The organism is Pseudomonas sp. MAFF 730105 (assembly GCF_055380705.1).
Genome location: NZ_AP018438.1, coordinates 3,861,600 through 3,883,240, shown reverse-complemented (window position 1 = coordinate 3,883,240; position 21,641 = coordinate 3,861,600). Strand labels below are relative to the sequence as shown.

The following is a 21,641-nucleotide window of genomic DNA, read 5'->3' as shown; positions in this document are numbered from 1 at the left end:
TATTTTTAGTCAGGCTGGTCACGGTCGAAGCGACCATTGTAGCCGTCAGGCGCCTTGCCGACACCTGTGGACTTGGATTTGTGCGATCCGGACCGATGCACGGCGGTTCCCAACAGGGTCAAGCCGACGTTGCGCTGGCGCTGCACCAACGGTTTCGCCCGGTGTTCTTGGCCAGGTACAAAAAGGCGTCGGCGGCCTTGATCAACATGGCGGGCGTTACGTCCACCGTGCCCGGCTGGGTAGTGGTGATGCCGGCGCTGGCCGTGACGATGCCCAATGGATGGTCGACATGTTCGATGTCCAGCGCCCTGATGGCGTCAAGAATGTCCTGGGCGACCTTGGCGGCACCAGTGCCGTCGGTATTGGGCAGCAGCACGGTGAGTTCTTCGCCACCGTACCTGACCGCCAGGTCCCCCGGTCGTTTGACCGCGTCCTGGATCGCCCCGGCAATGGCATGCAGGCAGTCATCCCCGGCGGCGTGCCCGTATTTGTCGTTGAAGCGCTTGAAGTAATCGACATCGAGCATGATCAGGGCCAGGGAAGAGCCCTGGCGCTTGGCCAGGCGCAGCTCATCGGTCAAGGCAAGGTCCAGCTTCCTACGGTTGCCCAACCCGGTGAGGCTGTCGGTCAGCGCCATGTCCCGCATGCTCTGGTGCGCATGACGGATCTGCTTTTCCATGGTGATCCGGTAGCGCAGTTGGCTCAGGACGATGAGGCCGAAGCCGACCAGGGTGGCGATCAGGAAAACCAGCACGAAGCCGGTCTTGAGCAGGTCGCGGCGCCAGGGCGCGGTGATGGAGTCCCGGGACAGGCCGGCTTCCACCACCAACGGGTACGTAGTCAGGGCGCGGTAGCCGTACAGGCGTTCGGTGTCGTCGATCACTGCACGGGCTTCGGCAGTACCCTGGTTCGATGTCGGCAGGAAGTTCTTGAAGATCACGCTATTGACCAGGCTCTTGCCGATCACCGTCTCGACGAAGGGGCGCCGTACCAGAATGGTGCCGTTGCGCAGGGCCAGGACCAGGGCGCCCTTGTCGTCGATCTTGAAGTCGCCGTAGTAGTCCACGAAGTAGCTGACCTTGATCGTTCCAAGCAGCACGCCGGCGAACGAACCGTCGGGATTGTTCAGGCGTCGGGAAATGGGAATGATCAGGTCGTCGGTGGACCGGCTCCTGATGACTTCGCCGATGCGTACGTTTCGATCCGTGTGGGTGCGGTGGTACTGGAAATAGTCACGGTCCGCGTTGTTGGCCGGTTCCGGGATCGTCTCCTTGTCCGTGACCACCCATTGCCCATCGGGCCCATAGATAAACAGCCCGTGCAGTTGCGGCATGATGGCGGATTGCTGCACCAGTAGTTTATGGAGGCGCGGGATATCGATGTTTTCGAACCCGTCGCCTTCCACTCGCTCGCTGAGTGCGGCGGTGACGACGTCCACCTGGCGGATGGTGTCTTCGGCATGCTGGGCCGTCGCCCGCGCCAGGTTCGTCACCGAATCGCGGGCGGCCGAAAATGCAGCACGGTAGTCACGCCATGTCCTCCAGCCTTCAACGGACAGGAAGGCTATCACCACCACCAGCATGAAACTGATGGTCAGCCTCAATGCCGCGCCTGGCCGCGCAGCCTGGGGGTCGAAATCCTCGACAGGGCTTTCGCCTTTTGGCTCCGGCCGTTTGCGTCCGAGCATCAACATTTCCTTTTACGACAAGTCTGCGCACTATGGATGCGCAGCCTATCTTATTCAATTCCAGCACATTAGCCAGTTGCGAGATCGACGTTGGCACAGACGCAGTGGGAAGCTCTTATGAAAGTTGGTGTCATTTCCGATACCCACGGATTACTCCGCCCCGAAGCGCTTGCCGCGCTGGCGGGATGCGATCGGATCATTCATGGCGGAGACATCGGCAGCCCCGGGATCCTCGAACAACTGGCATGCATTGCTCCGCTGTATGTGGTGCGCGGCAACAACGACCTGGATGCCGATTGGGCCAGGCAGCTTGCCGATAGCCTGCAATTCGATCTGTGTGGGTGGCAGGTTCTGCTGGTGCATGACATTGCCGATGTACCGGCTTCACTCGACCCGGGGGTGAAGGTGGTCATCACGGGGCACTCCCACAAGCCGGGTATCGAATGGCGTGGCGAGCGCTTGTATCTGAACCCCGGCAGCGCCGGCCGGCGGCGTTTCAAACTGCCGGTGACGCTGGGGTTGCTGGAGGTGAGTGCAGGCTCGATCGAGCCGCGGATCGTCTCGTTACTGGAGTGATGAAAGGGTGCGGGGCTGGTGCGAGGAGGACCGCTGTCGAGGAAGCCATTGGCTTTATTACCGAACAGGGGCGAAGTGGAATTACCTGCGGAAAGGCGCCATCATTTAGCCTTCATTTGGGCTCAATGACAGGGATGACATGCAAATCGATAATCTGAAGCGCTTTCTGGAAGCAGGAACGACCTTCTCCATGGGCGATGCCATCACGCCCCACACGGCCAATGATTTCTGGCAGTGGGCCTTCTCCAATATGAATGTGCCCGTATTACGAGGCGTGCTGATCGAGTACCTGGTGGCAAAGAAGTTGATTGCCCATTGCGACGACATCGTCGGTGATACGGTACGAGCGCTGACCACCTATACCCCGCGCAAAGGCGATCTGACCCGCAGCATTGAAAAACACTACCAGGTGCAGCCTCACGGCGATGTGTTCGACCTGCAACTGACCTGGGGCGTGACCTTGGAAATCAAGAGCACGGCATCCCCGGACAACTGGCGGCTGAACAAGACGTGCCGGTGGAACATCATCCAGGACAGGAATCTCAAGGAGGCAGTATTTCCTTCCCAGTTCTACATCCTTGCGCAGATGGGGCCGGCAGCGAGCCTCAATGACAGTGCACTGGACCTGGGTGCCATCGTTTTCCATGTGCGTACCGGTGAGGAACTGGACGCGCTGGCAGTGGGGCAACAGTCACTGGGATTCTCCAAATTCGTGGGCGCTGAAAACAAGCGTCGCAGTTGCAGCTATGACGAGTTGCCTGCCGTTCTATTGGACCTGCAGACGCAACGTCTGCTTCGTATCCAGAAGAAGCTCCGCCCGGATTGGAAGCTGGTCCCACTTGAGCGCGGGGACGATGACTTCCTGCCTTTGGCTGTGGAGCAGGCCGGCCAGGTGGAGGCGTGGTGGTATTGGCAGGCGGAGGTGGAAGGCAAATGGACTGCCGTGCCGATCGCGCCGATTCCATGGCCTTGGCTGCCGGACGAGACACCTGACTGGCGGGATTGGGAGGCAGCAGGTTTTGCGTTTGTCCCGGAGGTCGCGGCGTCGGTGGATGAGCCTGAGGATGCGCCGATTGTCGTCAGCTGATCCGCCGCCATCGCGAGCAGGCTCGCTCCCACACTGGTTGTGGGCTGGTCGCGAGGTCACTGTTTCACCATCCCTGTGGGAGCGAGCCTGCTCGCGATGGCGGCCTGTCAGTCACCTCAGTATTGGCCGGCAAAAAACACCCGCCGAACCTTCCATAGCGGGTGTCTGGGAAAAACCGGCTCAGAAAGGAGGGATCTGGCCGGAGTCGGAAAGTGAAATCACGCCACCGGAATCGACGGGTCGGCCGCTGCCAGGGCCGCCGCGCGGTCGGCGGCGGGCGGGTAGATCCATATCGAGTTGATCTGGGTCTTGAGGTCCTTGGCTTCCTGGCCCACCAATTTGAGCTGGCGATCCCAACCTTCGGTGTACACCGCGCCCCAGGCTCCGAGGTCCAGGCAGGTCACGTACTTGGGCTGGCTGTAGGTCATCGGAGCCACGCCCAGCAGGTCGGCAGCGACGTTGTTGCCGGCATAGCGGCCCAGGGCAATGGCGTGCTGGCAGGACATCGCCGCGTAGTTGCCCACGGTGTCGGTGGCGGCATAGGCCACGTCACCGGCGGCGAAGATATGGTCCTGGCCCAACACCTTCAGGTTGCCGTCGACGTGCAACCGGCCCTGGCGATCGCGGGTGCCGGGTACGTGTTCGGTCAACGGACTGGCGCGGAAGCCCACGGTCCAGACCACGGTGTTGGACTCGATGCGCTGGCCGTTCGACAGGGTGACGCCGCTGGGATCCACCGATTCGACCGAGGCGTTGAGAATCCATTCGATGCCCAGGTGAGCCGAGGCTTCGATAAGGGAAGGGCGGATGCCTTCGCCCAGGGAGGCGCCGATCTGCGGTGCGCGGTCGACGACGATCACCCGGATGTTGGCCTGTTCGCCCAAGGCGGCGCGCAGGCGGGCGGGCATTTCGGTTGCGGTTTCGATCCCGGTAAAGCCGCCGCCGGCCACCACCACGGTGTTGCGGGCGGGACTGTCCGGGCGGTCTGCGAGGGACTTGATATGAGCTTCGAGGCGGGTTGCCTGCTCGATTTCATCGACATCGAAGGCGTGCTCGATCACACCCTTGAAGTCAGCGCGCATCAACTGACTGCCGGCGGCGAGCACCAGCCGATCATAGTTCAGCGTGCCTTGGATGCCGGAGGCGTCGCGATAGCCCACTTGCTTGCGCTCGGCATCGACGCTGTCCGCCGAGCCCTGCACGAAATTCACCCCGACCGCGTTGAACAACTCGTCCAGCGGGGCCTTCATCGTATGGACGTCAGGCTCGTAGAAACGTGGCCGGATCCGCAGCTCCGCCTGGGGCGCCAGCACAGTAATCTGCACATCGTTGCGATCATGCTGGTCCAACAGGCGGGCCGCGCTCAACGCGCTCCATACCCCGCCGAAACCTGCGCCAACTACCAGAATATGCTGTTTCATGATGTGCTCCCGAAGACAAAATCGATACGTTGAATTGTTCAACTGTTTCAGCGTGACCGTGTCGCGAGGTACCCGAACGTGCGTGGCTTCATGCATTCAGCTTCGGTTCGCTGTAGGAAATGGTATTCGTCGGTTCGGCGTCCGACACTTCTACATAAGGTCAGCGGCGGCATGTCTGCGTATGAAGGATCTATACGAAGGTGTTAGAGATATGGTTAAGAGGATTGGCGGTTCGACGCTGCTTTTGTGCACGCAGCAGTACCTGTGGGAGCGAGCCTGCTCGCGATGACGGCGGTCCATTCAACATGGATGCAAGCTGACCCGGCGCTATCGCGAGCAAGCTCGCTCCCACAGAGGATTGGCGGTTGGACGCTGCTTCTGTGCACGCCGCGGAACCTGTGGAAGCCGGGCTTGCCTCCAGCATGGATGCAAGCTGACCCGGCGCCATCGCGAGCAGGCTCGCTCCCACAGAGGATTGGTGGTTGGACGCTGCTTTTGTGCACGCCGCGGAACCTGTGGGAGCCGGGCTTGCCCGCGAAGACGGCGGTCCATTCAACATAGATGCAAGCTGACCCACCGCCATCGTCGGATCGCCGCCCGGAGCAAGCTCGCTCCCACAAGGATGTGTGGTTATTCAGTCGACCGGCCGATTGAGCACCGATTCGATGCTGGCGATCAGTTCAGCGCAGCGAAACGGCTTGGGAAAGAATGCCACCGGCTCCGCTGCACCGGCCTTGACCCGGGGCATCGGGGCGGGATGCCCGGTGATGAAAATGACCGGGATGTGAACGCCTTGGTCGGCCAGTTGGTTATACATCTGGATGCCGCTCATGCCGGGCATCGTGATATCCGAGATCAGGCAGGCGGTCTGTTCGGGACCGCCGGAGGACAGGAAGTCCAAGGCGTTGGCATAGGTGCGAACGGTATAGCCGCTGGAGCGCAAGAGACCGTCCAATGCGATTCGAACGGACTCATCATCATCGACCACTGAAATAATTGCGGTATTGGACATTTAGGTACCGAAGGTGATGTCAGGTCGCCATAAAGGCCCCGTCTTCCCTGCAAGATACCTTGTCCTGCCACCCCGCCAAGTTATACCTGGGTATGAACGTTCACCCGGCGCGATGCATGTCCAGTGCCTGGGCCATGCGCACCAGATCGGCGAACGAGCGCGCGCACATTTTGCGCATGGCCTGGCCCCGGTGGATCTTGACCGTGATCTCACTCAGGCCGATTTCCCCGGCGATCTGTTTGTTCATCAGGCCCGACACGGCCAGGCCCATCACCTGTTGTTCTCGGGCGGTCAAGGTGGCGTAACAGTCCTGGAGCGCCCGACGGCTAAGGTCGGACTCGCGGCGTAACCGATCCCGCTGGAGGGCGGCGGACACTGCATCGATCAAGTCCTGCTCCCGGAAAGGTTTGCTCAGGAAATCCACTGCGCCGGCTTTCATGGCCTTCACCGTCATGGCGATATCGCCGTAGCCGGTCATGAACACGATCGGCAGGTTGATATTGGTCGTTGCCAGCTGTTGCTGAAAGTCCAGGCCGCTGATGCCTCGCAGCCGCACGTCCAGCACCAGGCAACTGGGCTGGTCGGGGCGAGGGTGTTGCATGAACTCCGTCACCGAGCCGAACAACGCGACCTGCAGGCCAATGGAGCGCAACAGGCCGCCGAGGGCTTCGCGCAGCGGTTGATCGTCGTCGACGATATAAACGAGCGGCTCATCGTTGATGGCCTGGCAGGTGGAGTAGGTGGGCGTCATTGGGTGTCCGAAACGATCTAGTACAAGTGAGTAGGGGCCACGCGAACCGCAACGAAGTGCCTTGGGTGGCCTCACTGAGTCCGGCTTTCCGCGTCATGGAAATCGTTGCATCTTAAAAGTGCCGCTGGCCACCCGGTAGGACATAAAACCCTGAAATTGCGCCACGGTCCTGAAGCGCTGCATACCGAAGTATCGGTGGGCTTGCCTAAAGGTTGAATGGGTTGTCCCTAGGTACAACAGACAAGCGCACCACGGCGGACATAACCTGCCAGGCATACCGTCGCCGGTGCGTCTCGATGAAAAGGCCGACGATGATTCTGTCCTCTCCTGACTCAATGGCCTGGCGCCTGGGGCGACGACTATGATGAACAGAAATGACCTGCGTCGTGCTGACATCAATCTGCTGGTTGTCTTCGAGACCTTGATGCATGAGCGCAATGTCAGTCGTGTCGGTGAAAAGCTGTTTCTCGGTCAACCGACGATCAGCAGCGCACTGGCTCGTTTGCGGCTGATGTTCGATGACCCCTTGTTCATCCGTTCGGGCCGCTTGATGGAGCCGACGTCACGGGCCCAGGAGATATTTGCCAACCTGAGCCCGGCGCTGGATGGCATCGCCGCGGCCCTGAGTCGCTGCCAGGCGTTCGATCCGGCCACCAGTGAGGCGACCTTTCATGTCGGACTGTCCGATGACGTTGAATACGCGTTGCTGCCGGAGCTGTTGCGCCGCCTGCGGGTCGAGGCGCCGGGCACCACATTGGTGGTGCGCCGGGCCGATCAATGGCAGATGTCCCAACTGCTGACCAGTGGGGAAATCACCCTGGGTATCAGCCACACCCTGGAGCTGCCGGCCAATGCCCGGCGCAAGGACTTGCGCCAGATCCGGCCGATGCTGCTGCGGGCTGATTCGCAGCCCGGCGAATTATCGCTGGACGAGTTCTGCCAACGACCCCACGCAGTGGTGTCGTCCATGGGTAATGTCATCGATGATTCTGATCGCGCCTTGAGCCTGATCGGGCGCCAACGTCGGGTGGTGCTGACCGTGCCTCAGTTCAGCGCCTTGCCCGTGCTGTTGGCCCACAGCGACATGATCGCCATCGTGCCGGACTACGTGGCCCAGGCAATGGCGGTGAGCGCGGGCCTGAGGGCCGAGCCGGCGCCGATCCGCTTGCCCGAGCACGCGTTGTCGATGGTCTGGGGAGGAGCCTCTCACAATGATCCGGGGGAGTGCTGGTTGCGCTCCCGTTGCAGCGCGTTCGTGGCCGCGCGCGCCGAGCATCTGGACGCCAGGAAAGTCGCTTGAGCGCTGCGGGCCGGCTAATCGTCTTTCGAGGCGTATCCCTCGGGGTCGATGTTGGCTTGCGCCTTCGCCACCAGTCGCTGCACCCATTCGGCATCCCGCTCGTTGACCACGGCGTAGCGCTCTGGAGGAAAAAAGCGCCAGTGATGGGCCACCTCGGCAAGGCGCTTGAGTTCATCGCCAGCCAGCCAGTACGACGTGTCGATCAAGGGGATCGTTGGGCCGTCGAAGCGCCGGCCCAACGGCAGCTGGGTGCCGGGGGCAAAGGCAATCGCCAGATGCGCCCGTGGTTGCAGCTGCTTGGCCGGCGCAGGCGTCCGTCCAATCCGGGCGTAGGTGAAGTTGCCCGGGAATTGCTCCTTGAGCACCAGCCAGTGCCCTGCCTCGGTCTTGGCCAGGATCCACTGCGATACACCGCTGTCTTGCACGTGCTCGATTTTATCGTTGACCCAGAGCATGAGGGTGTTGCAGTCCGGGTCATAGTCGCTGGACCACAGGCAGAAGCCCGAGACCAGGGTATGGCGCTCAAGCTCGACCAGTCCTCGGTCCGGCATGGACTGCCAATAGCGTTTGGTCGGGTCGTGTTTGTCCCGCAGGAAATTACGCAGCGCCCAGGTCGTGGTGAAAAGCACCATCGCGACCACCTGCCATCCCAGGGACTCACCGATGATGGGGTCCACGTCCAGGTCAGGGGCAAACAGCGTTCGATAGAGCAACAGCCCCAGGATGAATGCGATGGGAGGCAACAGGGGGCCGAAGCACAGCGGCGGCATCAGCACCACGATCCAGTTGAAGCGGTGATGGGCCGCGTAGTCATGGGCCCAAGCCTGTTCTTGGGGGAGCATCGGCGCTTGCTCACGCGGGCCGATGCCTGAGTATGGGGTCCAGAAACGTATGTACTGTGTGTAGGAGAAGTCACTCATGGACGAAGTCATGCTCGTTGAGGTAATCGTTGTGAGCCCCGGCCCGGTCAGCGGGAAAAGCGCTTGCGGTAGTCCCGAGGTGAAATCGAGAGGTGGCGCTGGAAGGTATGACGCATCCGCTCTTCGTCACCGAAGCCGCACGACCGGGCGATCTGGTCGATGTTGCGTTGGGAGTCTTCCAGCAGCCTTCGCGCGGCTTCCAGGCGGAACAGCTCGATGGCCTTGGCCGGGGTTCGCCCGGTCCGGCGCTTGTAGACCCGGGCAAAATTGCGCGGGCTCATCCGCGCCTGGCGGGCCAGCCGTTCGATGGTCAGGTCGTCGCCCAGGTGTTCGGCAATCCAGAGGTGCAGCTCGTCGAAGCCGGCGCTGTCCTGGGTTTGCAGTTGCAACAGCTGGCTGAACTGCGCCTGGCCACCAGGGCGCTTGAGAAACACCACCAGCTCCCGGGCCACCTGCAGGGCGACGTCGCGACCGCAATCGGCTTCCACCAGCGCCAGGGCCATGTCGATGCCGGCGCTGACCCCCGCCGAGGTCCACACGTGGCCTTGCTGGATGAAGATCGCGTCCAGGTCCACTTCAACCGCCGGGAAGCAGTCCCTGAGCATGTCGCACATGGCCCAGTGGGTCGCGGCGCGGCGTCCGTCCAGCAAGCCGGCCTGGGCCATCAGGAACGTGCCGCTGCACACCGATGCGGTGCGTCGGGCTTTGGCCGAGGCATGGCGCAGCCAGTCGACCAGGTCGACGCAATCGATCATCGCCTGGCGGATGTCGGGCGCGCCGGGGACGATCAACGTGTCGATCAGGACGTCGTCGAACTGGCGCAGGCAGCAGGTTTCCACGACCAGGCTCTCGGCGGTTCGCATCAATCCGCCGGCGAGGCTGGCGGTATGCACGGCGTAGCCGGGCAGGCCGCGTTCGGCCATGGCTTTGGTTGCCGCCCAGAACACCGTCTGGGCGCCGGTCAGGTCCAACAGGCCCATATGCGGATAGGCCAGGAAGACCAACGTGCGTGGTTGGGTGATCGACCGGTTGGCGAGGTCGATGTCACGGGGCATTTCGTTCATGGTGGCGTGGAGGTTCAAGAGGTCGATTTCATTGTGCTTTATACACCGGAAGGCAATCCATGCCGGGTCGATTATCCATTTTCGGCACAATTGCTCGGTGCGCCTGGGAGACGGAATGGAACTTGCCTGATCTTTGCCCAACCAGCCCAGGAATCGATGAAGGTCGGGTCAATGAATAACAACAACATCGCATCGCCGGTCAATCGGTTCCGTACCGTCGACATCGATGAGCATGCCCGGAACATGGGCGGTTGGCAGGTCTGTTACGACCAACTGACCCCAGGGCGTTTCGAAGGCGAGTTGATCGAATTCCGTTCCGACTGGATGCAATTGGTGCGCGACCGCTCTAACCAGGCCATGACCAAGCGTGGGACGGCCTGGGAAGGGGCCATCACCTTCAGCATGCCGTTGGTGGCGGACGGTCCGGTCTTTTGCTCCGGGCATCCGATCCTCGAGCCCAGCCTGTTGGTGGCCCGGGGGCAGAACTTGCCTGAGTTGCGCACGCCCCAGCATCTGGACGTGCTGGGTGTCGCCATCGACGAGCAAGCGTTGGCGCATGTGCTGGAGCGGCAGGGCAGTCGTTTTCGAATTACCGATCTTCCCAAGTGTTACCGCCTCGGCGACTCGACGCTGCCGGCTGAACTGGCGGCCCTGTTCGGCGAGCTGGAAAGCGACCAGGGACGGGAATCATTGCTGGGCTACGAGTCGATCCGTCGCGGCCTGCGGGATACGGTGATGCTGCACATGCTGGAACTGGTGGCGCCGGACGAGGCACCGCCCCTCAGCCCCACGGCGCGCAAGCGCATGGTCGACCGGGCCCGGGAGTACGCGTTGGCCCATGTCGACGAGCCGCTGTCGATCCTTGATCTGTGCAACCACATCGGTGCCAGCCGGCGCAAATTGCAGTATTGCTTCCAGGAGACCCTGGGCATCAATCCCGTGGCTTATTTGCGGGCACTGCGCCTCAATGCCGTGCGCCGTGAGCTGCGCAACGGCGATCAAGTCCAGGGTGTGCAAGAGGTGGCGGCACGCTGGGGCTTCTGGCACCTGAGCCGGTTTTCCAGCGACTATCGGGTCCTGTTCGGCGAGACACCTTCGCAAACCCTGCGTCGCACGCATCTGTGCTGAAAACGGATAACGGCCGATAGGGCCTGCTCCCTAGGATGACCCCACCACCATACGGTCGGAAGGGGCATTCGATGAATCAGAACAACAAAACAAACGTCTTGCGCTTTACCTGGTTGACCCTGGGGATGCTGGGCCTCTGCGCCGGCGCCCATGGCACCGAAAACGGCGCGCCGACCACCGCGGTCGGGGTCTATGATTTCGGCGCGGGCATGATGCCGCCGGCTACGCCCTTCGGGACCGTCGGCCTGCGTACGGCGTTCTACTCGGCCAACGTGCAGAAAGACCGCCACGGCCATTCGGCGGACAACAACTTCTCCCTGGACGTGCTGTCCATCGGCGTCGCTTACATGCGCATGACCGATTACACCGTGCTGGGCGCCAAGTACGGCTTCGGCACCGTCGTGCCATTCTTCAAGATGGACGCCTCGGTACAGGTGCAGACACCCGTCGGCCCGCTGGATCTCGAGGCCGATCCATTTCGCCTGGCGGACGTCCAGTTCCTGCCGGTGATCCTGCAATGGACCTTGTCGCCGAACCTGTTCGTCAACACCCAGTTCCAGATCCAGGCGCCCACCGGCGACTACGACAAGAATCGGCTGATTTCACCGGGGCTCAATCACTGGACGTTCTCACCCATCGTCAACGCCACCTACCTGTCCGACAGCGGCTTTGAAGTGTCCTCAAGCTTCGAAGTCGACGTGAACACCCGCAACAACGCCACCGACTACAAGAACGGCGTCGAGTACCGCCACGAGTTCGCCGTGGGCCAGCACGTCGGGCCCTGGACCATGGGTGTGGGCGGGTACTACTACCGCCAGTTCACTGATGACGATGCACCGGGATTGGAGAGCGGAAATCGCGCCCGGGTGATGGCTGTCGGGCCGGCGGTGAGCTACTTCAAACCCGGCATTCCGCCGGTCTGGCTGCACGTCTACAAGGAGTTCGACGCGCGCAACCGCGCCGAGGGCTATACCGCGGCGTTGCGCATTTCTCAAAGTTTCTGAAGGGGCTCGCCATGAACCAATCAAGTTCCGCTTCAACGGCCGCGACCCCGTCGCGCCAGGCTGGCCGGCGTGAAGGCCTGGTGCTGATGCTGGGCAGCAGCCTGACCATCATGGGGTCAGTCATGGTCGCACCGATCCTGCCTCGGTTGGGCGCCGAATTCGGTCCCGTCGAGCCCCGTGCCGATCTGCTCGTGCCGCTGGCCGTCACTGGGCCGGCCCTGGCGATTGCCGTGTGTGCGCCACTGGCCGGTTGGCTGGCCGACCGCATCGGGCGCAAGGCGTTGCTGGTGCTTGCCACCTTGCTGTACGCCTTGCTCGGCGCGTTGCCGGCGCTGCTCGACAGCCTGCCTGCGATTGTCGGTACAAGGCTGTTGTTCGGCTGCACCGAGGCGGCCGTCATGACCTGCTGCGCGACCCTGATCGCCGACTATTGGCACGGCGAGGAACGCTTGCGCTACGTCAACCGGCAGGTGGTGACGATCGGCCTGGTAGGCGCGCTGTTCTTCGTCGTGGGCGGCGCGCTGGGGGAGCACTCGTGGCGTTCACCGTTCCTGCTCTATCTGCTGCCGTTGCTGCTGGTGCCGGCGATGCTGAAGGTGTTGTGGGAACCTCCGCTGGCGAGGCATCAGGTGGTGCGGCAGCCGGTCGATGAGACGGGCCCGACCAAGGTCGCGGTGCGGCAGTTGGTAGTCGGCTACCTGATGATTCTGGGCGGCATGGTCCTGACGTTCGTCGTGCCGGTGCAAGCGCCGATGCTGCTGGTCAGTCTGGGCATCACGTCGAGCACGATGATCGGCCTGGCCGCGGGCCTGAGCCTGCTGGCCACCCTGGTGGGTTCATTGACGTGGCCGCTGTTGCGCCGCCGCTTGGGTATCGCCGGCTGCAACGCCTTGCTGCTGGGCCTCATCAGTCTGGGGCTATGGCTGCTGATGCGTGGGCAGAGCTACAACGCGGTACTGGTGGCGGTTTTCATCCAGGGGCTGGGTTCCGGGTTGCTGGTGCCGAATGTGATGGCGCCGGTGATGAACGCCTTGACCGCCAGCACCCGCGGCCGGGGGTTGGGCGGGTTCACCTCGTTCCTCTATATCGGCCAGTTCGTCAGCCCGCTGGTGGTGGCCTTCGTGATGGTCTTCGCCGGAGACCTGCGCCACGCCATTCAATGGATGGTCTTCGCCGGCCTGGTCGCGGCACTCCTCTGGGTGATCGCCGGCCTGCGCGCTCGCGGCCACGACCAGGCAACTACTGTCGATTCAACACGCCCGGCTCACGCCCATCGTCATGAATAAGGAATCCGAAGCATGAGTATGCAAGACATCCACCAGTTGATGGATCGCGAAGACGCCATGGGGCTGGCCGAGTGGGTCCGGCGCGGCGAGGTCCGGCCTGGCGAATTGCTCGAGGTGGCTATCGAGCGCCTGGAGCGGGTCGAGCCGCAACTCAATGCCGTGGCCGAGCGGCTGTACGACTCGGCGCGGGCGCAAGCGGATACGGCTCAAACGGGACAGGGCCCGTTGGCCGGCGTGCCGACCTTGATCAAGGATCTGTTTTCGCCGGTCAACGGGGCGGCGATGACCAATGGCTCCCGCTCCCTGGGAAGCGCTCGGGCAGATTTCGAGGCGGAAGTCGTGATGCGTTTGCGGCGGGCAGGGTGCCAGTTGGTTGGCACCAGCACGTCGCCGGAGTTCGGTACGTCGTACTCCACCGAGTCCACGCGTTTCGGCGCGACTCGCAACCCCTGGAACACCGATTACAGTGCCGGAGGCTCCAGCGGTGGTGCGGCGGCGTTGGTGGCGGCCCGGGTGGTGCCGTTCGCCCATGGCAACGATGGCGGCGGTTCATTGCGGGTGCCGGCCTCATGCTGCGGCGTATTCGGCCTCAAGCCCAGCCGTGGCTTATTGCCGTCGGGACCGATTGTGGGGGAGGGCTGGGCGGGGATGGGCACGCCTCATGCGATCACCTTGTCGGTGCGTGACAGCGCGGCGTTGCTGGACGCGACCGCCGGGATGGATCTCGGCGCGCCCTATGCTGCCCCGGTGCAGGCGCTGCCTTATGTGACCGCAGTGCAGCGCGATCCGAAACCGCTGCGTATCGCCCTGGTCGAGCAGCTCGGCCCCTGGCCGACGTCGCCTGAAAGCTTGCGGGCGGTGGGCGAGGCGGCACGGTTGTGCGAATCCCTGGGGCATCGTGTCGAGCCGGTGAGCCTGCCGGTGGTGTTGCCGGAGTTTCTCGACCAGGTGTTCACTATCATCGGTGCAAGCACCCGTCACTACGTCGATCTGCTGGGCCAGATGCGCGGCCTTGCGGTCCAGGCCGAAGAACTGGAAGTGCGCACCCGGATCATCCTGCGGGACAAGGGTAATGTGAGTGGCGCCCAGTACGCGGCGGCCGTGGAATGGATACACGGCCTGGGCCGGCAACTGGCGTTGTTCATGCAGGATTACGATCTGATCCTCACGCCGGTCTTGACCCGTGAGCCGGCACCGATTGGCGAGTTGGATATCCAGGACGTGTGCCTGAGCCTTGATCAATTGATCGAGCGCTACCACAGCTACTCGCCCTTTACGGCCTTGTTCAATGCCAGCGGACAACCGGCGATGTCGGTGCCGTTAGGCTGGAGTGCCAGGGGGTTGCCGATGGGCGCGCATTTCGCCGGGCGCTTTGGTGAGGAAGCCACGTTGCTGGCCCTGGCAGCGCAACTGGAGCGGGCCCAGCCGTGGCGGGGGCGGATGCCGGCGGTGAATGCTTGTTGGTGAGCATGACTGGCTAGAAGCGGAGCTGGTTGGCGGTGTCCGCCACGACGGGGCGGGCATCGACAATTTTTTGCAAGACGGTTCGTGCCCTTTCGGGGTGGCTACAACCCGCGATGTAGAGCGGTTGTTCTGTCACGAAATACCATGAAGGCACAAGACCAAGGCAATAATTTCAAATCAATATCAAAAAGCCATATTGACCCATTGTCCTACAATCAGTAACCTTTGCTGAATGTTTCAAGGACTGAAAATATGACTGACGGATTAGTTGCGCCTGCTCGCCTGTGCCTGATAGAAAAATTCCTCTCTTGCCCATCTTCTCGCCTGACCACGGTCTTGGCGCAGGATGCCGCTGTCTCCTTGAAACAGTCCGAAATGCTCGCCCGGGTGGCTCGTGCACGTCAAGTCTTGCGCCAGAATGCCTTGGCGCCTGAACAGATAGTTGCCATTGCCCTGTCTTCCAGCGTTGAAGTGTTGGTCATGGTGCTCGCATGCTGGGCCGAGGGGTTGGCGATTGCCTTGCTGCCGCACGAATTGCCCCACGAAAGCAAACGCGAAGGGGCAGGAATAGAAGCGATGCTGGCATTGCTCGATCCGGCCTTGATCCTTACCTCTGAGCACATCGCGCAGCAGCTTGCGCCAGCGTGGTCGGAGCGGGTCTTGACGGACGTCGCCCTGGTCGAACGTATGCAGGCCGTGGAAACGCCAGTCGATGAGCCGGTGCTCAGCCGTCCCGAAAGCCTCGCGATCCTGCAGTTTACCTCCGGCAGTACCGGCGCGCCGAAAGCGGTCTGCATCACCCAGGCCATGCTCAGTGCCAACTGCCAGGCGATCGCCGAACGCGTGGCCGTCGCAGCGGCGGATCGCATGGTGAGCTGGTTGCCCCTGCATCATGACATGGGGCTTTCTGCCCTGACCCTGGCCTGGTGGTGCTCCATCGACCTGGTGTTGATGCCCACCAGTGAATTCAGCCGTCAGCCCATGGCCTGGCTTCATGCGCTGTCGCGCTACAAAGGCACTTTGTCACCGGCGCCGACCTCGGCCTTCGCGTTGCTCGGCCGTCTGGCGGGGCGCCTGCGCGATGGCGATTTGGACCTGTCCCATTGGCGCTACGCATGGGTCGGTGCCGAACCGGTTTTCCACGCGCATCTTCGCCAGTTCGAAGCGGCCTTCAGCGCCTATGGCCTGCAAGCTGGGGTACTGCAACCAGCCTACGGCATGGCAGAAGCCGTGGTGGCCGTATCCCTCAATGCTCCAGGCCAGGCGTTGCGCGTGCGCTGGCTGGATACCCAGAGCCTGCATGCCGACGGTGTGGTCCGCGAGCAACCTGAAGGTGCGCCCGGCGCCGCGGCCTATCTGGGCAACGGCGTCGCGGTCGGTGACGTCGAATTGCGGGTGGTGGACGAACACGGCCTGGAAGTGAGCGAAGGCCTGCTGGGCAGTCTGCAGATTCGTGGCAGCAGCGTGATTCGCCGGTACTTGAAGATGGAGCCCGTACGCCCGCAGGCCAGCGATTGGTACGACACGGGTGACCTGGGCTTCATGCTGGGTGGCGAGGTCTACATTACCGGCAGGACCAAGGACCTGATTACCCGTGCGGGAGTGAACGTCAGCCCGCATATCGTCGAATGGTCGCTGGAGCATGGACTGGGTCTTGCGGCAGGTTCTGTCGCGGCGTTTTCCTGCATTGACAGTCGGCATGTCAAAGAGAGCGTCGTGGTGGTGATCGCCGTCAATGCGTTGGGCAATCGTGACCTGGAGGAACTGCGTCGCGAAGTCGCCCGGACAGTGGCGCGTCATGCCGGCGTTCAAGTCGACGACCTGGTGTTGATCCGTCGCGCCGATTTCCCCAAGACCACCAGCGGCAAGATCCAGCGCCAGGCGCTGAGTCGGTTGTACCTGAGTGGCAAATTGAACCCCGCAGCGGTCGCTACAGACGCTGTATCCGCCTGATCCTTCCCTAGCAGCACGGATTGCATACGTGCAAGGAGCACCTGTGTTTGATGTTATTTGCCAGACCATCCACCGCCTCTCGACGCAAGGCATTCTGCCGGCCCACCTCAATGGCTACCCATTGAAGGCCAGCGACACGCTGTTGGACCTGGGGCTCGACTCGATGGGCCAGTTGACGCTGCTGTCGGAGCTTCGGGGACAACTGTCGGCGGATTTTTCCGCGTCTCTGATCGACGCAATGACCACCCTCCAGGAGTTGGCGCAGTTGCTCGAAAACGCCAGCACATTCGAGTTGTCTGCCGCGGTCTGAAGGGGCAAAAGCATGTCCAATACCATCTCTGACAAGGCAGCGTGGTTCGTCAGTGCGCGAGCCGACACGCTGGCGATCCTGATTGGCGGTCCGCTTATTTCGGTGGCGCTGCTGCTGGCTATCATGCAGGGCCCGGCGTTCCTGATCGGTGCGTTGCTGTTCGCACTGTTCCTGGACATTCCCCATGTGTTGCACACCCACGTCCGGTTGTTCGCCGAACCGCTTGAATACCAGCGCCACAAGGTGCGCTTCTGGGCGAGCCTGCTCCTGATCTCGGTGGTTTGCGTCGGGTTGTATGCGATGAATGCCTTGCCCTGGCTGGTCGCAATCTGGGTGTACTGGCAGCCCTACCATGTGTGCAAGCAACACTTCGGTGTGGCCGCGCTCTATGCGAAGAAGGCCGGGTACCGGCATTCGACCCAGCCGGTTCGCGACATGGTGCTGGCGGGCTTCGCAGCTCCTTTGATGTACCGCATCACCCATGGCGGATTCCACTTCGGCGACTACCAGCTGTTCGGGCAGGCGCTGCCGTTCGCCAATATTTCCATCCCGACACCGGCGCTCGATCCGTACTGGGCCTGGCTCGCCTACGGGATATTTGCGGTCATGACCGTGAAGTTCATCGTGGCCGAGTGGGCCCATCGGCAACAGGGGGAAGGCATGCCCCGTTTTGTGCTGGTGATGCTGGCGGTGTCGTTGGGGCTGTACAACACCGCGTACCTGCTGGTGGATGACCTGTATGCGCTGATTCTGATCGGCACCAGCATCCATGCCTTGCAATACCACCTGGTCTGCACCTCGACGGTCCTGGCGGGCCTGCGCAGAACCCAGGCGCAGCCAACACCCTCCGGTGCGGTGGGGGTGGCCCATGGCTGGGTAAGGCGCATGGGCGCCAGGCCCTGGGTCTGGCTGAGTACCCTGGGTCTGGCCAGTCTGCTGGTCCTGAGCCTGGAACTGCCCTCGGTTGGATTGGTGCCCCTGATCGTCGTTCTTCATCACTTCTACCTGGACGGTGTCATTTGGAAACGTCGATGAAGACTGTCCCCGAGCGGGAGGGGCGAGCGTTTATCGCGGCGTTGCGCCCATTGATCGAGGACTTGCGGCGCCATCACGGGTGGCGTTACCGCCTGGATTTCGGGGTGAGCATCGCGCTGTTCTGGACCGCCTTGTCATTGCTGGAAGTCAGCCGCTTTCCGACGTGGCTGGCGCTCTATTCGGTGGCGGTGTTCACCTTGTATCGGTCGGCCATGTTCATCCACGAACTGGTCCATATGCCTCGGCGAGCAGTACCGGGATTCAACCTGATGTGGAACCTGGCCTGTGGGATTCCACTGCTGTTGCCGTCGTTTCTGTACCTGAGCCACATGGACCACCACACGCTGACGCGATACGGCACCCGACAGGATCCGGAGTACCTGCCGTTTCAACGACAGTTTGGCCGCAGCCTGTTCACCCTGCTGGTGGGCACGCTCCTGACGCCGCTGTTGCTGTTGGTGCGATTTGCCCTGGTCGGGCCGATGTCATGGTGCATTCCGTCGCTACGCCGGGTGGTGATCGAGCGCTACAGCGCCGTCACCCTGCATGCGGCCTATCGAAACAGCGCCGCACGGTTCGGTGCTTCACCAGGATACAACCGTCTGCTCGAGGGGCTGACCAGCCTGTATGCCTGGGGGCTGGTCCTGATGGCGGGGACCGAATGGTTGCCCTGGTCCCGTATCGGCCTGTTCCTGGCTGTCATCTATGGGGTGCTGGGGATCAACATGTTCCGCACCTGCCTGGCCCATCGCTATGCCTCCAGCGGTCAGCCGGTGTCCTTGCAGTGGCAACTGAGCGATTCCTCGACCCATGCCGTCCAGGGGCGATGGCTGGAGTTGTTCGAGCCCCTGAGCCAGCGTTATCACGCGCTTCATCATTTGTTTCCGGCGTTGCCCTATCACGCCATGCGGCCTGCCCATGAACGCATCGTGGCGGCCCAAGGCATGGCGGCAGATCTCTATCGGCAGACCTGCGGCCATTCATCCTCCGTTTCCACGCCTTATTCCACCGAGAATCCGTCATGAGTCGCTGGCAGCAAATCAGTCCGTTTGAGCAATACGTGAACCCCGAGATTGGTGAACTGATTCGCCGGGTCGGGCTCGATAAGACCTTCGTCCGAGGCGAAGGCTGCTATCTGTACGACGAAGAAGGCCGTGACTACCTGGACTTTCTCGGCGCTTACGGTGCGTTGCCGTTCGGTCACAGCCCGGACGAGTTGCTGGCGGAGCTGGCCAGTTTCCAGCAGACCCGGGAACCGATCTTCGTCCAGCCGTCGAGCCTCGCAGCAAGCGGGCTGCTGGCGCAACGGCTGCTTGCCATCGCACCGGGTCAGTACCGCAGCGTGACCTTCCAGAACAGTGGCGCGGAGACAGTCGAGGCTGCTCTCAAGGCGTGTCTGATCAAGACCGGACGCAAACGTATTCTGTCGACGTATCACAGTTTCCACGGCAAGACCCTGGGGGCGCTCTCTGCCACCGGCTCGGACAAATACCAGGCGGGATTCCAGGCCCCATTGCCGGGTTTCGACTTTGTCGACTACGGCGATATCCACGCCCTTGAGACCCAGTTGCAGCAATATCCGGGCGCCTATGCGGCGGTCATTGTCGAGCCGGTCCAGGGGGAGGGCGGCATCAATCTGCCGCCGGCCGATTACCTGCGGCAAGTCCGGGCAGCCTGTGACCGCAGCGGCACATTGCTGATTATCGATGAGGTGCAGACCGGACTGGGGCGTACCGGAAGCCTGTTCGCCAGTACCGGTGTGCAAGCCGATTGCTTGCTGCTCGCCAAGGCCCTGGGTGGCGGCGTCATGCCCATCGGTGCGTGTCTATTGAGCGAGAACGCCTACAGCGCGGACTTCCAGAACAAGCATTCGTCCACTTTCGGCGGCAACACGCTGGCCTGTCGCATCGGCCTGAAAGTGCTGGATCTGCTGCACGAGCGCCAGGGCCTGTTGGACAACGTGCGTGAGAACGGACAGTACCTGCTCGAACAGCTCAAGGCCCTGGCCGCACGACACCCCTCGTTCATCAAGGAAGTGCGTGGCACAGGTTATCTGATTGGCATCGAGTTCCAGCTTGATCGCAGCCACTATCCGCAATTCCACGGTGGTTTCACTGGCATCATGGGCGAGCAGGAGAGCCTGGTGCCGATCCTGGCCAGTTACCTGCTCAACGTCGAAGGCATACGCGTGGCGCCGACACTCAATGGCGCCAACGTGATGCGTGTCGAACCGCCATTGATCGCCGGCCGTGCCGAATGTGAGCGGTTCATCCAGGCCCTGGCCCGGACCCTGCAATGGGTCGAGGACGGGCGCACAGGCACGCTGCTGGCGCACCTGCTGGACGCAGAACCCAGCCCCGCGGGTCCAGCCGGGCAAGCCAGGCACGGGGTGGATTTCAGCGAGCCGGTGGCGGAGAACCACTTCGCGTTCGTCCTCCATCCGCTGGAGCTGTCGAACTATGCCGAGTTCGATGAAAGCCTCAGCCACTACTCGCAGTCGTCGTTGCAGCTGCTGGAACAGCGCTTGAACCCGCTGCTCGATCCATTCTTCGTCTCCACGGTAACGCTGACATCGCCCGCCACGGGCCGCACGGTCACGGGCGACTTCATCATGGTGCCGCGTTCGGCGGCCCAGCTTGCCGAGATGCCCGTGGAGGAGTCGTGTGCGGTGATTGGCCAGGCCATCGACATGGCGCGGCAGCGCGGCGCCACCCTGGTGGGATTGGGCGGGCACACTTCGATTGTGACGGGAGGAGGGATGCGCCTGCTGGATAAAGGCGTGGCCCTGACCACCGGCAACAGCTACACCCTGCTGACGGCGGTAGAAGCCGCCTGTCGCGCGGTGCGCATGACCGGGCGACGGATGCAGGACATGCGCGTCGCCGTCGTCGGTGCGACGGGCAGCATCGGTTCGGCCATCGCACGATTGATCGTGGCGCAGGCCGGCCAGGTCACCCTGGTGGGCAACCCCAAGAGCGCACGCTTCAACACCCCACGCTTCGCTTCAGTGATCAACCAGCTCGTGGCCTACAGCGCGCAGGCGACGGCGGCACCGGGTAGCGTGCTGGCGCATATCGCGCAGCGCCTGGACGAGCAGGACAGTGCCAGCCTCGGCTCGCTGCTCCTGGCGGAAAACGGTCGCCACACGGCGTTGCGCTGGAGCAACGATGTCCAACAGTCGCTGGCCGACGCCGATCTGGTGTTGATCGCGACCAACAGTGCCGAACGGTTCATCAGCGCGGACGATATCGCCGCCGATGCCATCCTGTGCGACATCTCCAGGCCGGCCAATGTCAGCCAGGACATCGCCATTCGCCGCCCGGACGTGCTGGTGCTCGATGGGGGCATCGTCGAAATGCCCGGCGACGCCCGACTCGGCTCGCGCTACGGCATCCCCGACGACCTGGCTTACGCCTGCATGGCCGAAACCATGATGCTCGCCCTGGAGGGGCTCTCCCGGCATACCAGCCTCGGCCTGGACCTGAGCAACGATGACCTGGAACTGGTCCAGGCGTTGTCCAGCCGCCATGGGTTCAAGCTTGCCGGCTTCCGCAGTTTTGACAAAGCCCTCGACCCTGTCGCCTGGCAGCGATACGCCGAGCGTTTCAATCTTGCCACCGCCGAACCTATCTGACCGAGGAAG

The 21,641-nt window shown here is 62.5% G+C and carries 18 protein-coding genes; 12 read left to right on the top strand and 6 right to left on the bottom strand.

The features are described 5' to 3' along the window. Positions 1–118 precede the first annotated feature (118 nt). Positions 119–1,687 (bottom strand): sensor domain-containing diguanylate cyclase, encoded by a 1,569-nt coding sequence (locus PCOSP_RS16880; RefSeq protein ID WP_464709095.1) that lies wholly within the window; start codon positions 1,685–1,687, stop codon positions 119–121. Positions 1,688–1,804: 117 nt separating this feature from the next. On the opposite strand from PCOSP_RS16880, the gene PCOSP_RS16875 reads away from it, so the two are divergent. Both PCOSP_RS16875 and PCOSP_RS16870 read left to right on the top strand, forming a co-directional pair. Then, on the top strand, positions 1,805–2,263 hold the full coding sequence (locus PCOSP_RS16875) for a metallophosphoesterase family protein (protein WP_464709093.1): 459 nt from the start codon (positions 1,805–1,807) through the stop codon (positions 2,261–2,263). Between the two features lie 139 nt (positions 2,264–2,402). Beyond that, entirely contained in the window at positions 2,403–3,350 is a 948-nt protein-coding gene (locus PCOSP_RS16870; protein WP_464709092.1) for a hypothetical protein, read from the top strand. 218 nt (positions 3,351–3,568) lie between these two features. Here PCOSP_RS16870 and PCOSP_RS16865 read toward each other — a convergent pair whose 3' ends face one another. From PCOSP_RS16865 to PCOSP_RS16855, 3 genes are all read right to left on the bottom strand, one after another. Next, positions 3,569–4,771, bottom strand: coding sequence for an NAD(P)/FAD-dependent oxidoreductase (locus PCOSP_RS16865; RefSeq protein WP_464709090.1), 1,203 nt, complete (start codon positions 4,769–4,771; stop codon positions 3,569–3,571). Positions 4,772–5,405: 634 nt separating this feature from the next. After that, a complete protein-coding gene (locus PCOSP_RS16860; protein WP_139643444.1) occupies positions 5,406–5,783 on the bottom strand; it encodes a response regulator transcription factor in 378 nt (125 codons plus the stop codon). Positions 5,784–5,883: 100 nt separating this feature from the next. Further along, positions 5,884–6,534: a response regulator transcription factor gene (locus PCOSP_RS16855; protein WP_139643441.1), complete on the bottom strand. Its 651-nt coding sequence runs from the start codon at positions 6,532–6,534 to the stop codon at positions 5,884–5,886. Between the two features lie 361 nt (positions 6,535–6,895). On the opposite strand from PCOSP_RS16855, the gene PCOSP_RS16850 reads away from it, so the two are divergent. After that, a complete protein-coding gene (locus PCOSP_RS16850; protein WP_464709089.1) occupies positions 6,896–7,834 on the top strand; it encodes a LysR family transcriptional regulator in 939 nt (312 codons plus the stop codon). A 14-nt stretch (positions 7,835–7,848) separates the two neighbouring features. On the opposite strand, the gene PCOSP_RS16845 is transcribed toward PCOSP_RS16850, so the two are convergent. Together PCOSP_RS16845 and PCOSP_RS16840 are read right to left on the bottom strand one after the other, a co-directional pair. Next, positions 7,849–8,754 carry a hypothetical protein gene (locus PCOSP_RS16845; RefSeq protein WP_464709088.1) on the bottom strand — a complete coding sequence of 302 codons (906 nt, stop codon included), beginning with the start codon at positions 8,752–8,754 and terminating at the stop codon, positions 7,849–7,851. 47 nt (positions 8,755–8,801) lie between these two features. Next, positions 8,802–9,809 carry a GlxA family transcriptional regulator gene (locus PCOSP_RS16840; protein ID WP_464711956.1) on the bottom strand — a complete coding sequence of 336 codons (1,008 nt, stop codon included), beginning with the start codon at positions 9,807–9,809 and terminating at the stop codon, positions 8,802–8,804. A 180-nt stretch (positions 9,810–9,989) separates the two neighbouring features. Here PCOSP_RS16840 and PCOSP_RS16835 point away from each other — a divergent pair, with 180 nt between their 5' ends. The 9 genes from PCOSP_RS16835 to PCOSP_RS16795 all read left to right on the top strand — a co-directional run bounded on the left by PCOSP_RS16835 (position 9,990) and on the right by PCOSP_RS16795 (position 21,632). Beyond that, entirely contained in the window at positions 9,990–10,946 is a 957-nt protein-coding gene (locus tag PCOSP_RS16835) for a helix-turn-helix domain-containing protein (RefSeq protein ID WP_139643435.1), read from the top strand. 71 nt (positions 10,947–11,017) lie between these two features. Next, positions 11,018–11,950, top strand: coding sequence for a SphA family protein (locus PCOSP_RS16830; protein ID WP_464709087.1), 933 nt, complete (start codon positions 11,018–11,020; stop codon positions 11,948–11,950). Between the two features lie 11 nt (positions 11,951–11,961). Beyond that, positions 11,962–13,236: an MFS transporter gene (locus PCOSP_RS16825; protein ID WP_464709086.1), complete on the top strand. Its 1,275-nt coding sequence runs from the start codon at positions 11,962–11,964 to the stop codon at positions 13,234–13,236. 12 nt (positions 13,237–13,248) lie between these two features. Further along, a complete protein-coding gene (locus PCOSP_RS16820) occupies positions 13,249–14,703 on the top strand; it encodes an amidase (RefSeq protein ID WP_464709085.1) in 1,455 nt (484 codons plus the stop codon). Positions 14,704–14,952: 249 nt separating this feature from the next. Continuing rightward, positions 14,953–16,653 carry an AMP-binding protein gene (locus tag PCOSP_RS16815; RefSeq protein WP_464709084.1) on the top strand — a complete coding sequence of 567 codons (1,701 nt, stop codon included), beginning with the start codon at positions 14,953–14,955 and terminating at the stop codon, positions 16,651–16,653. A 43-nt stretch (positions 16,654–16,696) separates the two neighbouring features. Then, positions 16,697–16,963 (top strand): acyl carrier protein, encoded by a 267-nt coding sequence (locus tag PCOSP_RS16810; RefSeq protein ID WP_139643421.1) that lies wholly within the window; start codon positions 16,697–16,699, stop codon positions 16,961–16,963. A 12-nt stretch (positions 16,964–16,975) separates the two neighbouring features. After that, positions 16,976–17,998, top strand: coding sequence for a hypothetical protein (locus PCOSP_RS16805; protein ID WP_464709083.1), 1,023 nt, complete (start codon positions 16,976–16,978; stop codon positions 17,996–17,998). Next, the gene (locus PCOSP_RS16800) at positions 17,995–19,023 is read left to right on the top strand and encodes a fatty acid desaturase family protein (RefSeq protein ID WP_464709081.1); all 1,029 of its coding nucleotides are present in this window, start codon (positions 17,995–17,997) and stop codon (positions 19,021–19,023) included. The genes PCOSP_RS16805 and PCOSP_RS16800 overlap by 4 nt, the downstream gene beginning before the upstream one ends. Further along, entirely contained in the window at positions 19,020–21,632 is a 2,613-nt protein-coding gene (locus PCOSP_RS16795) for an aminotransferase class III-fold pyridoxal phosphate-dependent enzyme (protein ID WP_464709080.1), read from the top strand. The genes PCOSP_RS16800 and PCOSP_RS16795 overlap by 4 nt, the downstream gene beginning before the upstream one ends. The last annotated feature ends 9 nt before the right edge of the window (positions 21,633–21,641 follow it).

Bases quoted from the DNA above. Each gene is read 5' to 3' on its own strand.
- PCOSP_RS16855 (WP_139643441.1), bottom strand. From the start codon at position 6,534: ATGACGCCCACCTACTCCACCTGCCAGGCCATCAACGATGAGCCGCTC.
- PCOSP_RS16875 (WP_464709093.1), top strand. From the start codon at position 1,805: ATGAAAGTTGGTGTCATTTCCGATACCCACGGATTACTCCGCCCCGAA.
- PCOSP_RS16880 (WP_464709095.1), bottom strand. From the start codon at position 1,687: ATGCTCGGACGCAAACGGCCGGAGCCAAAAGGCGAAAGCCCTGTCGAG.
- PCOSP_RS16870 (WP_464709092.1), top strand. From the start codon at position 2,403: ATGCAAATCGATAATCTGAAGCGCTTTCTGGAAGCAGGAACGACCTTC.
- PCOSP_RS16825 (WP_464709086.1), top strand. From the start codon at position 11,962: ATGAACCAATCAAGTTCCGCTTCAACGGCCGCGACCCCGTCGCGCCAG.
- PCOSP_RS16845 (WP_464709088.1), bottom strand. From the start codon at position 8,754: ATGAGTGACTTCTCCTACACACAGTACATACGTTTCTGGACCCCATAC.
- PCOSP_RS16830 (WP_464709087.1), top strand. From the start codon at position 11,018: ATGAATCAGAACAACAAAACAAACGTCTTGCGCTTTACCTGGTTGACC.
- PCOSP_RS16820 (WP_464709085.1), top strand. From the start codon at position 13,249: ATGAGTATGCAAGACATCCACCAGTTGATGGATCGCGAAGACGCCATG.
- PCOSP_RS16800 (WP_464709081.1), top strand. From the start codon at position 17,995: ATGAAGACTGTCCCCGAGCGGGAGGGGCGAGCGTTTATCGCGGCGTTG.
- PCOSP_RS16860 (WP_139643444.1), bottom strand. From the start codon at position 5,783: ATGTCCAATACCGCAATTATTTCAGTGGTCGATGATGATGAGTCCGTT.
- PCOSP_RS16835 (WP_139643435.1), top strand. From the start codon at position 9,990: ATGAATAACAACAACATCGCATCGCCGGTCAATCGGTTCCGTACCGTC.
- PCOSP_RS16840 (WP_464711956.1), bottom strand. From the start codon at position 9,809: ATGCCCCGTGACATCGACCTCGCCAACCGGTCGATCACCCAACCACGC.
- PCOSP_RS16865 (WP_464709090.1), bottom strand. From the start codon at position 4,771: ATGAAACAGCATATTCTGGTAGTTGGCGCAGGTTTCGGCGGGGTATGG.
- PCOSP_RS16815 (WP_464709084.1), top strand. From the start codon at position 14,953: ATGACTGACGGATTAGTTGCGCCTGCTCGCCTGTGCCTGATAGAAAAA.
- PCOSP_RS16850 (WP_464709089.1), top strand. From the start codon at position 6,896: ATGATGAACAGAAATGACCTGCGTCGTGCTGACATCAATCTGCTGGTT.
- PCOSP_RS16805 (WP_464709083.1), top strand. From the start codon at position 16,976: ATGTCCAATACCATCTCTGACAAGGCAGCGTGGTTCGTCAGTGCGCGA.
- PCOSP_RS16795 (WP_464709080.1), top strand. From the start codon at position 19,020: ATGAGTCGCTGGCAGCAAATCAGTCCGTTTGAGCAATACGTGAACCCC.